Origin of the sequence: Synechococcus sp. R3-13 (genome assembly GCF_047462195.1) — a bacterium.
In the GTDB taxonomy this organism is placed as follows: domain Bacteria; phylum Cyanobacteriota; class Cyanobacteriia; order Thermostichales; family Thermostichaceae; genus Thermostichus.
On the sequence record NZ_JANSIO010000358.1, the window covers coordinates 1 to 10,825 of the forward strand.

The window sequence follows — 10,825 nt, forward strand, 5'->3', positions numbered from 1 at the left end:
GTTCAGGGTTTTGGGGGTTAGAGGCATGCTCTATCGCCGAATAATCTTCCCGCGGCTGTTGGATTTAGCTCTCTCGGGGGAAGGGATGGAGCGCTATCGGCGGCAGCTTCTGGCCCATGTGCAGGGATCCGTTCTGGAGATTGGTTTTGGCACCGGCCTCAACCTACCCTGCTACCCAGAGCACATTCGCAAGATCACAGGGGTAGACCCCGATCCTGGCATGGGATCCCTGGCTCGTCGGCGCATTGCCTCTTCTCCCATCGCCGTTGATTGGCAGGTGGCGGATGCCCAGAAACTGCCTTTTCCAAGCCAGAGTTTTGATAGCGTGGTCAGCACCTGGACATTGTGCAGCATTCCCAATGTGGCCAAGGCTTTAGGGGAAATCCGGCGGGTGTTGCAAGCGGGGGGCAAGCTGTTTTTTCTCGAACACGGCCTCAGCGAGGATCCCCAGGTGCAAAGATGGCAAAATCGTCTCAACCCCCTCCAAAAAGTGATTGCAGATGGCTGCAACCTCAACCGAGATATGGCCCGGTTGATCCGAGAAGCGGGGTTTCGGTTTGAGCAACTGGAGCGGTTTTATATGCCTGACCAGCCGAGATTCATTGGCTACACCTATCAAGGCATAGCGCTTCCCGCCGCGGAAGGAAACTTCCAGTTCTAGAAGACTTGAGCAGCCACCAATTTTCCAACAGCTCTCTACCTGTTCGCCTTTCTAATCACACAGTCTAATCACACAGTCTAATCACACAGTTGCAGACGGGATTGCGGCTGCCGCATGGCCGGGTCGATCTCGTAGGTCAGCTCAAAGTTGATCACCCGCCAGCGCTGAGGGGATCCACCCCTATCCTCTGGGATTTGGGAGCTGAAGCTGACGGGCAAACCATAGAGGCGAGGTGGGCCGGGGCGACGGTGGGATCCCTGCTCCAGATAAGGGGTGAGCAGCTGGCGGTAGCGCTCGGCCACGATCACCTGAGTGGCTCGCATTCCTTGCATGCGCAGCCGATCCAATTCTTCATGAATCTCAAAACGGATCCCATCGGCGTGGGTGTGCTGACGAAACCAGCGACCTTCCCAAAAGCGCCAGCGCCGTCCGGATTGCAGGTGTACCAGCTCCTCTTGTTCAGCATCCGCCTCAAATGCACCATGGCGAGGGCAGAGGTAGGTATCGGTCAGGGTGAGGGCCGCAATCGTTTGCCGACAGTGGGGGCACTGAATGCTGGGGCCGAAGATCGGGTAGGAAAAGGCAACAGTCATAGGAAACCCCACAAAACGCGGCTGGACATCCGGGCAAATCCGCAGTTGTCCACATTATAGATGTTGCCTTTTGGGGATCCCCATGACAAAACCGGAGGAGATCTTCTAAATTAGGAGGCAGGGGGGATGCGCTCGAAGTCTGTACTGATTCTGGGCGAGCCTCAAGGAGCTCCGCGATAGCAACGGGGAGTGGGTGGTACCCACTTCTTTGCTTTTTGAGGGGGCTTACTGTCCCCTTTGCCAGCTCCGGCTCAAAGGGGTTTGGATCTGGCGGTAACACCCGGTTGGTGACAAGTTGGTTATGGTTCACCCTCTTATTCCACAGTTGGAGAGCTTGGCCCGTCCCGTGGCCGCTCAACTGGGATACCAGTTGGTGCAGATGGTTTTCCACACCAACCAGCATCCGCCAGTTCTGCGGGTGGATATCCGCCCACTGGATCCCGACCGAGAAACCAGCCATGCCGATTGCGAAGCCATGAGCCAAGCCTTAGAAGTCGAGCTGGATCGGGTGGATCTGATCCCAGGCCAGTACGTGTTGGAGGTGTCCAGCCCTGGCATTAGCAACCTTCTCACCAGCGATCGCGACTTTGTGGTTTTCAAAGGGTTTGCGGTGGAGGTGACCTTGGATCCACCCTACAAGGGCAAAGCCGTTTGGTCAGGACACCTGCTGGGTCGGGATGAGGAGAGGGTTGCCTTATCTCTCAAGGGGCGGCGAGTCCAGTTGCCCCGCGCTTCGGTGCAGCGGGTTGCCCTCTCATCGGAAACTGACTAGGAGACCAGAGATAGAGAGAGCGTTTGACCGCAGGTGGTGCGGCCCTCCCTTCGCATCAGAGATGCGGGTTCAGTTCCCGCTGTGGAGCAATAGCAACAGCAAGTTTCACGAAGTTTGTGCAGGAGGACAGTGGTTATGGCGATGGTGCCTCTGCCGGGTTTGGCGGAAATGGTGGAGATGATCTCGCGGGAGCGCAACTTGCCCCGCCATGTGGTCACCGATGCCCTGCGAGAGGCGCTGCTCAAGGGCTACGAACGCTACCGCAAAACCATCCAGCGAGATGTGGTCTTCGCAGAAGACCACTTCCGCAATTTCGATGTGGAGTTGGATGTGGAGGCAGGAGGCTTTCGCGTTTTGGCCACCAAAGCCATCGTTGAGCAGGTACAGGATCCGGATCACGAGATCTCTCTGTACGACGTGCAGCAGGATTACCCAGAAGCCGAAGTAGGCTGGGAAGTCACAGATGATGTCACCCCACAACAGGCGGAATTTGGCCGCATGGCGGCCATCCAAACCAAGCAGGTGCTGGCGCAAAAGTTACGGGATCAGCAGCGCCGTCTGATTCAGGAAGAGTTCCGCGATCTGGAAAAAACCGTACTGCAGGCACGGGTGCTGCGCACCGAGCGGCAGACGGTGATCATGTCGGTATCCAGCGGTTTCGGACAACCTGAGGTGGAAGCAGAACTGCCCAAGAAGGAACAGCTGGCCAGCGATCGCTACACTCCCAACGCGGTGATGAAGGTCTATCTCAAGAAAGTCTATGAGGGATCCCGGCGGGGGCCACAGCTTTTGGTTTCCCGGGCCGATGCTGGCTTGGTGGTGAACCTGTTTGCCAACGAGGTGCCAGAAATTGAAGAGGATATCGTGCGGATTGTGGCAGTGGCGCGGGAGGCCAACCCCCCTTCCCGAAATGTGGGGCCACGTACCAAGATTGCGGTCGATACGGTGGAGCGGGACGTGGATCCAGTGGGGGCCTGTATTGGCGCGAGGGGATCCCGGATTCAGGCGGTGGTAGCGGAGCTGCGCAACGAGAAAATCGATGTCATCCGCTGGTCGCCGGATCCTGCCACCTACATTGCCAATGCCCTCAGCCCGGCCAAGGTGGTGGAGGTGCGGCTAGTGGATCCGGAAATCCAGCAAGCTCATGTGTTGGTCAACAGCGACCAGCTCAGTTTGGCCATTGGCAAAGAGGGGCAAAATGTGCGCCTGGCAGCCCGCCTCACCGGTTGGAAAATTGACATCAAGGAAGTGGAGAGCTACCGCGCAGCGCTGGAGGAAGCCCAAGCCCAAGGGTTGCCCTATCCCTTCATCACTCCAGCGGCACTGGAGCGCTTCCAGCGGCGGGCAGAGCGGGCTGCTTTGGGCCTGGAGGATGAGGAATACGAAGAAAAGCGCCGCCTGGAGGAAGAGGAGCTGGCGGGGGACGATAGGCTGGAAGAAGACTGGGCTGACGAAGAGGAGGACTTCGACTACGACGCCGAGTTCGACATTGCCCAGCCGAAGGGGTAATGATATACGCTCTACCCTCACTTTGCCCGTACACTTTGCTCGTAGAGGGCGGCTTCTGCCGGAAGTCTGGGCTTTGGAATGAGTTTTGCTGCAGGGGATCGCGGTTGCACCGAGACCGCAATGGCGCATGTGGGGTTTTCCTGCCTGCTTGGGCAGAACTGCCCTGTTCCGGCAATCTGCGCTGGTGAAAGATGCTAGCTTTTGTTAGCATGCAGGAGCCAAAAAAATTCGGCAGGCAAATCAAAACTCTTCCGAGCCAGAACCCAAACCTCAATCCAACACAGCGGGATCCCTTGGCTAGTTCAGAGTTTGCCCTGGAGCAGTTGCTCTTTGCCCCGGCCACGCCTGACCCCGACGCAGTGCGGGTGATCTATGCCTTTCCCAACACCTACGCAGTGGGGATCACCAGCCTGGGCTATCAAGTCATCTGGAGTCTGCTGGCCAGCCGCCGAGATGTGGCCGTCTCCCGCCTCTTTACAGACTTGGCTGAGCCCCTGCCCCGGGAGCCGGAGCTGTTCGGCTTTTCCTTGTCCTGGGAGCTGGATTATGTCCATATCCTGGCTCTGCTGGAACGGCACGGGATCCCTCCCAGATCTGAGGAGCGGGAAGAAGCCCACCCCTTGGTCTTTGGCGGCGGCCCGGTACTGACAGCCAACCCTGAGCCCTTTGCCGAGTTTTTTGACCTGATCTTGTTGGGGGATGGGGAAGGTCTTCTGGAGAAGATGATTGAGATCTATCGGCAGGTGCGCCAGGGATCCCGGGCTGAGAAATTGCAGGCGCTAGCGCAGGTGCCAGGGATCTATGTGCCCGGCTTGTATGAACCCCAATACCGGGAGCCCGACGGCCCGGTGGAGAAGGTGCTCCCCAAAGTGGCCGGGATCCCTAGCTCCATCCGCAAACACACCTTCCGCGGCAACACCCTCTCGGTTTCCACAGTAGTCACCCCCAAAGCGGCCTGGGAGAGCATCTACATGGTGGAGGTGGTGCGCAGCTGCCCGGAGATGTGTCGGTTTTGCCTGGCCAGCTACCTAACGTTGCCCTTCCGGGTGGCGGATGTGGAGGGGCATTTGATCCCGGCGGTAGAGCGGGGGCTGCAGGTCACTCAGCGGATTGGGTTGCTGGGGGCTTCTGTAACCCAGCACCCCCAATTTGAGCAGTTGCTGGAGCACTTGGCCCAGGATCGCTTCGAGCAGGTGCGTCTCAGTTTGGCCTCGGTGCGCACCGCTACCGTAACCCCACGTCTGGCGCAGGTACTCTCCCGCCGGGGCAGCCAGTCCATTACGGTGGCCATCGAAAGTGGCTCAGAACAACTGCGCCAGATCATCAACAAGAAGTTAAGCAACCCGGAAATCTTGGCAGCAGCAGCCCACGCCCAGGCTGGAGGTCTGAAGGGCATTAAGTTCTACGGCATGGTAGGGATCCCGGCGGAAACCCAGGCAGATCTGGAGGCCACAGTAGCCCTTTTCCAAGAGCTCAAAAAAGCGGCTCCCGGCCTGCGCCTAACGCTGGGGTGCAGCACCTTTGTGCCCAAAGCCCACACCCCTTTTCAGTGGTACGGAGTGGATCCCAAAGCCGAGAAAAAACTGCAGTTTTTCCAGAAACACCTGCGTCCCCTGGGGGTGGAGTTTCGCCCGGAAAGCTATAGCTGGTCCGTGATCCAGGCCCTTATCTCGCGAGGGGATCGGCGGGTGGGAAAGGTCTTGCAGTTGGCGCGGGACTTTGGGGAATCCTTGGGGAGCTACCGGCGGGCTTTCAAAGCGCTTAAAGGGCAACTGCCGCCTCTGGATTACTACGTGCACAGCCACTGGGATCCAGGGGATCCCTTGCCTTGGCAACACATCGAAGGGCCCCTCACCCTGGAGCGACTGTTGCAACATCGCCAGGAAGCTCTTTCTGTTCGCATCCCTTAGAGATGTCTATTGGGGTTGTTTGCAAGCTGCGATGCTGCTGGCAATGATCGCCTCGGTTTCGGCCAAGCCTTTCCAGCCCAAGATCTGGGTTTCTTTCTTTTCCAAGCGCTTGTAGGTGGCGAAAAACTCCGCAATCTCATCCAGGCGGTGCTGGGCGATGTCTTCCAGCTTGGTCACCGAAGCATAGCGGGGATCCTTAGCAGGCACACACAGCAGCTTCTCATCGGGATCCCCGCCATCGATCATCTGCAACATGCCCAAGGGTCGCACCGTGACCACACACCCTGGGAAAGTGGGCTGATCCATGATCACCAAGCCATCCAAGGGATCCCCATCCCCGGCCAGCGTATTGGGCACAAAGCCGTAGTCGTAAGGGTACTGCACCGAGGAATAGAGCACCCGATCCAGCGCCATTGCTCCCATGTCTTTGTCAAACTCATACTTGTTTTTGCTGCCGCCGGGAATCTCAATCAAGAGGTTGAGCAGGCCGGGCTTGGGTTGGGCAGGGATCCGCGACAGGTCGATCACAGCAAGCACCCTCGGATTGGGAATAGACAGCCAGAGGGTATTCTGACATACTCCTTGCCCCAAAGGACAGAGACTCTTGACACTTGCCGGGAACAGGCGGGACGAAACCCTTAGCCGCCTTCACATTGCTTCACATTATTTTCTCCACGTCTGGCTTAGCGTCGCATCTTCCTCGACGAGATGGGAGACTGGGTTTTCTCTCCCCCTTTCCCTCAGCAGGCCCAGAGCCGCCTGGAAGGATAGGGTTCCGGATCCGGCTTCCTTGATTGGCTCAGACATACTCCCCGGGCAAGATTCGAACTTGCGACCAATCGGTTAACAGCCGACCGCTCTACCGCTGAGCTACCGAGGATCAAGCGTTTCTCATCATAGGGGAAAAAAGGACTGCTAGGCAACTGCCGATGAGGGGTTCTGGTTTGGCCTTGGGATCCCTGTTCAGTGGAGCGGGCTTGATTTTGCTCAATTGCTCGCCTTTCTCAGGTCTATCTGACGGATCCAGGGGACAAACCCTGAAAACGCCCTCGTCAACCGAACGGAAGCCATTACAATGGTTACGGACATTTGCCAGCGCCCCTCATGGACTTCGGAGTCGGATTTCTCTCCAACAACGTCATGCTGCCGATCCTGGATTTTTTCTATGGGATCGTGCCCAGCTATGGACTGGCCATTATCTTCCTGACGTTGGTGATCCGCTTTGCCCTCTACCCGCTCAATGTGGGATCCATCCGCAACATGCGGCGCATGAAGGTGATCAGCCCGGTGATGCAGCGGCGGATGCGAGAACTCCAGGAGAAATACCGAGACGACCCGCAAAAGCTTCGCGAAGCCCAGGCCAAGCTTTATACCGAGCTGGGGGCCAATCCTTTGGGGGGCTGCCTGCCACTGCTCATTCAAATGCCAGTGCTGTTTGCCCTGTTTGCCACCCTGCGGGGCTCCCCCTTTGCAGCGGTGACCTACGATGTCAACTTGCAGATCCTGCCGGCGGAAATGGCGGCTGAGGTGGTGCCCGCCCCCTACGTCAGCCCCAGCAAGAACATTTTTGTCACCGACTCTCTTCACAAGCCGGTGGTGCTGGTGGAACCCAAAGGCACCAAAGTTGCCGTTGGGGAGGAGGTGCAATTTCTGCTTCAAGGGCCGGGGGGCAAGCCTTTTGAGCAATTGGTGGCCGAAGCGGGTGGGGATCCCAGTCTGTTACAGCCCACCTGGAAGATCACCAAAGGGGAAGATCGTGCCCAGATCAAGCCGGATGGCACCTTGCTGGCTCTGCAGCCGGGGGATGTGACCGTGCAGGTGTCCATTCCCGGTTTGGCCTCTGACACCGGCTTTCTGTTCATCGACAAGTTGGGCCGTGTGGGGGCCTTCGACGAAGATGGCACCATCCACTGGGATATCATCGCCATGATCGTCATCTTTGGGGTGTCCATTTACCTGAACCAGTACCTAACCAATGCCGGACAGGATACCGGCAAAGAGGATCCCAGCCAAAGTTCCATGGCTCGGATCACCCCTGTGCTGTTCTCGGCGATGTTCCTGTTCTTCCCTCTGCCGGCAGGGGTTTTGCTCTACATCCTTGTCTCTAATATCTTCCAAACGGTGCAGACTTTCCTGCTCTCGCGGGAGCCGTTGCCGGAGAACTTACAGCAGTTGGTGGAAGAGGAGCGCCGTCGGGCCGCCCAGGCGATCACTGTGGAGGCCAAGGAAGTGGAAAAATCGACCAAGCCCAGAGCAGCCAAGGAGGGACGGGAATCCTTGCCCTTTGAGCCCTAGGGGATCCTCGCTGTTGGGGTGGACTTGTGGTGGAGTGTTGATACCTCTTCAAAGTTGGAAGCTGCCCAGGATGAGCCGTCCTAAGTCTTCTACGGGATCTGCTGCTAGGAAATCTGAGGGAACCGTTGCCCCTTCGCCAAACAAGTCCACCTTTGCGGCCAATCAAGAGCGAGCCAGGCAGTGGTTACAGCAGGTGCTGGCGGCTATGGGGATCCCAGCGGCGGTGCGGGTGGTGGGGGAGGTGCTGGAAATTGAGGCAGACTCTTTGACCCCAGCTCAGAAGCGGCTGCTGTTGGCGAAAGCCCTCCCCTTGCCCTCTCCATCTTCCAGAGATTCCCCTCAAGAGGAGGATCGCTCCCCCGTGGTGCTGGATGCGTTGCAGTACCTGGCCAACACCCTTCTCAACCTGAACCAGCCGGAAGACCAGCAGCAGCCCTACATTTTGGATTTGGACGGCTATCGGCAGCGGCGTTTGCAGGAGCTGAAGGTTTTGGTTGCCGCTGCTGTGGAAAAGGTGAGGGCCACTGGCCGGGAATACGAGTTTCCCGATCTCTCGGCTGCCGAGCGTCGGCAAATTCATACTCTCTTGAATGACCCTGCCTATGCCGATCTGGAAACTTTCAGCCGTGGCAAAGAGCCTGACCGGCGCTTGGTTATCCGTCGGGCAGCTTCCCCATCTTGAGAGTGGGCAGAGGGCTGGGAACAAGTTGGCCCTCTTGCTACGGTGACGACAGGGATCCCTGCTACCCAAAACGCGTGAAGGGGGGTGCCATGCTGAGGCCAATTCGTCTATCGGATCTGCGGCAGATGCCCGGTCAAACCCAAGAATTGCAGTTTAGGCAGTTTTTTTCGGGCTTTGAGAGTTTGACCCCTGTGGAGGGATCCCTGGAAGTCAGCCATCGGGGCCATTTTCTCGAAGTGAGTGCTGAAGCTCGTACCATTGTCACCCTCACCTGCCACCGCTGCCTACAGCAGTTCAACCACCGGCTGCACCTGGAAGTTGAGGAGATCATTTTGATTCGGGATCCCGAACCTCTCCCCTTGGAGCTGGAATTGCAAGACGAAGAAGATCTGCTGGAGAGCCTGCCCCCCAATGGTGAGCTGGATGTCGAAGACTGGATGTACCAGCACCTGCATTTGGAGATGCCCCGCCAGTTGCCCTGCCGTCCCGATTGTCCGGGCATTGCGGTGGAAGCTACAGCACCAACGGCGGATCCCCGCTGGGCAGCTCTAGCTTCTCTCCTGGAAGACTCTCCCTAGCTTGTTGAATGTTGCGCCCACAAGTTCTCTGGCGTTTTGCTCGACCCCACACCGTCTACGGCACCAGCGCCAGCGTGTTGGGCCTCTACCTGTTGGCGGGGTTTGTGGCTGCCGGATCCCTGCAACCGGTTCTCTCGGCGCTGCCCCAGTTGGTCTGGGCTTGGGCGGCCTGTCTGGCGGCCAATGTCTACATCGTCGGCTTGAATCAACTGACGGATATTGAAATCGACCGCATCAACAAACCCCATTTGCCCTTGGCTGCTGGATCCCTGAGTTGGCGACAGGGGGTGGGGATCGTCGTGGGTTGTGGGGTGGCGTCCGTCCTACTGGCCATGGCCGGGATCCCTTATCTGCTGCTGACGGTGCTTTTGAGCAATGGGATCGGCACGGCCTATTCGTTGCCCCCCTTGCGGTTGAAGCGTTTTCCGCTGGCGGCCTCGGCTTGCATCTACAGCGTGCGCGGCTTGATCGTCAATTTGGGCCTTTACAGCCATTTTCAGCAGGTGATGCAGGGAAGGGTCGAGCTTTCAGCCCCGATTGTTTGGCTGACGGGGTTTATGTCGATTTTTGGGCTGGTGATCGCCCTTTTCAAAGATATTCCCGACATGGAAGGGGATCGCCAGTTTGCCATTGCCACCTTCTCGCTGCGCTTTGGGCCAGGGCGGATCTCAAGGTTTTGTATCGGCATTTTGGCCTTGTGCTATCTGGGATTTATCGGGGTGGGGATCTCTTTTCTCCTTGCGGGCAACGGCCTCTGGCTGTTGGTGAGCCATGTGTTGGGGCTGGGGATCCTCTTGGGCTATGGTGTCCATCTGGATCTCAGCCGTCGGGAGGCGATTGTTGGCTATTATCAACTGATCTGGAAGTTGTTTTACTTGGAGTATTTGCTTTACCCTTGGGCCTTTTTCTCTTTTTTCTAGAGCATTTTCCTGGAGGTAACGATCTCCCCAAACTCAGACAGGAAAAAATCTAGAGATACCGCCTCATTTGCACCCGAAAGCGGCCTTTTTTTGTTTCGGCTACCTCTTCAATTTGCAGCCGACCCCGACCTCGAATGGCAATCCAATCCTGAGGGCCAACGGTGTAGCTGGCTTGGGTAATGGGCTTCCAATTGACCCGCACTTCCCCCCGTTGGATTTCTTCCACCATTTTGCTGCGGGAGATGCCAAACCCAGCTGAGGCTACCGCATCCAGGCGCAAAGAGGCTTCCACGCTGGTGATGGATTTGACGCGGGGGGGTTGAATGTTCAACTGGCTCAGGGGGATCCGGCCTACTTTGACAGGCACTGTGCGCACCTGCGTCAGGTTTAGGGCGAGGTAGTCCACCATTTCGGGCACAACGATGGCCTGGGCGCCTGAGTCCCCCAACAGGAGGATGTCTCCCACTTTCTCGCGGGCGATGCCGGCTCCCAAAAGGGCTCCCAGAAAATCGCGGTGGGTGGCCGGGTCGAAGAGAAAGTTGCCTTGAATCTGAATGGCGGTCAATGGGATCCCTTCTGGGTCGGGCTTGGGATCCCGGACATCCAGACCCACCTCAGAGCGGGCCAGGGCTATGCGTTGGCGTTCTGCTTGGGGGTACCCTCCCCAGGCCCCCACTTGTAGTTCGGTCAAGTTGCGCAGCCGAGCTTGCACCTCTGCTATTTCCGGTGGCGAGAGGAAGTCGCTCCAGACCACTTGCCAGGTCTTGAGGGCTTGCTCTCCCAAATCCAAGACCCGTGCCAAGGTTTCTCGATACTCTGCCCCTTGCAACAAATCGGCTCTGGGTAGCATTTTGAGGCGCTTCGACCTTTGTAGTTCAGCTAGAAATCGCAGGAGCCCCGCACTG

At 57.8% G+C, this 10,825-nt stretch carries 11 protein-coding genes and 1 tRNA gene; 8 read left to right on the plus strand and 4 right to left on the minus strand.

Annotated elements, in window-relative coordinates; genetic code table 11:
• A partial coding sequence (locus tag NW856_RS10840) for a class I SAM-dependent methyltransferase (protein WP_414400237.1) occupies positions 1-661 on the plus strand: 661 nt, incomplete at its 5' end.
• A 77-nt stretch (positions 662-738) separates the two neighbouring features.
• On the opposite strand, the gene NW856_RS10845 is transcribed toward NW856_RS10840, so the two are convergent.
• Entirely contained in the window at positions 739-1,254 is a 516-nt protein-coding gene (locus NW856_RS10845) for a TIGR02652 family protein (protein ID WP_011433824.1), read from the minus strand.
• A gap of 301 nt (positions 1,255-1,555) precedes the next feature.
• Between NW856_RS10845 and rimP the strand changes: the two genes are divergently transcribed.
• From rimP to NW856_RS10860, 3 genes are all read left to right on the plus strand, one after another.
• On the plus strand, positions 1,556-2,026 hold the full coding sequence (rimP, locus tag NW856_RS10850; RefSeq protein ID WP_414381586.1) for a ribosome maturation factor RimP: 471 nt from the start codon (positions 1,556-1,558) through the stop codon (positions 2,024-2,026).
• Between the two features lie 135 nt (positions 2,027-2,161).
• Positions 2,162-3,535, plus strand: a complete 1,374-nt coding sequence (gene nusA, locus NW856_RS10855; protein WP_414387771.1) for a transcription termination factor NusA — start codon at positions 2,162-2,164, stop codon at positions 3,533-3,535.
• Between the two features lie 293 nt (positions 3,536-3,828).
• A complete protein-coding gene (locus tag NW856_RS10860; protein ID WP_414400238.1) occupies positions 3,829-5,445 on the plus strand; it encodes a B12-binding domain-containing radical SAM protein in 1,617 nt (538 codons plus the stop codon).
• Between the two features lie 6 nt (positions 5,446-5,451).
• Here the strand turns inward: NW856_RS10860 and NW856_RS10865 are convergent, their stop codons facing one another.
• Together NW856_RS10865 and NW856_RS10870 are read right to left on the minus strand one after the other, a co-directional pair.
• Complete coding sequence (locus NW856_RS10865; protein ID WP_414400247.1) at positions 5,452-5,970, minus strand: inorganic diphosphatase; 519 nt, start codon at positions 5,968-5,970, stop codon at positions 5,452-5,454.
• A gap of 283 nt (positions 5,971-6,253) precedes the next feature.
• Positions 6,254-6,325: transfer RNA gene (locus tag NW856_RS10870), tRNA-Asn, on the minus strand.
• A 224-nt stretch (positions 6,326-6,549) separates the two neighbouring features.
• On the opposite strand from NW856_RS10870, the gene yidC reads away from it, so the two are divergent.
• The 4 genes from yidC to NW856_RS10890 all read left to right on the plus strand — a co-directional run bounded on the left by yidC (position 6,550) and on the right by NW856_RS10890 (position 9,920).
• Entirely contained in the window at positions 6,550-7,740 is a 1,191-nt protein-coding gene (yidC, locus tag NW856_RS10875) for a membrane protein insertase YidC (RefSeq protein WP_414400240.1), read from the plus strand.
• Positions 7,741-7,810: 70 nt separating this feature from the next.
• The gene (locus tag NW856_RS10880) at positions 7,811-8,422 is read left to right on the plus strand and encodes a protein jag (RefSeq protein ID WP_414400241.1); all 612 of its coding nucleotides are present in this window, start codon (positions 7,811-7,813) and stop codon (positions 8,420-8,422) included.
• Positions 8,423-8,511: 89 nt separating this feature from the next.
• Complete coding sequence (locus NW856_RS10885; protein WP_414381600.1) at positions 8,512-9,000, plus strand: YceD family protein; 489 nt, start codon at positions 8,512-8,514, stop codon at positions 8,998-9,000.
• Between the two features lie 8 nt (positions 9,001-9,008).
• Complete coding sequence (locus tag NW856_RS10890) at positions 9,009-9,920, plus strand: homogentisate phytyltransferase (protein ID WP_414400243.1); 912 nt, start codon at positions 9,009-9,011, stop codon at positions 9,918-9,920.
• Between the two features lie 49 nt (positions 9,921-9,969).
• On the opposite strand, the gene NW856_RS10895 is transcribed toward NW856_RS10890, so the two are convergent.
• On the minus strand, positions 9,970-10,770 hold the full coding sequence (locus tag NW856_RS10895) for a photosystem II S4 domain protein (protein WP_414400245.1): 801 nt from the start codon (positions 10,768-10,770) through the stop codon (positions 9,970-9,972).
• Between the last annotated feature and the right edge of the window lie 55 nt (positions 10,771-10,825).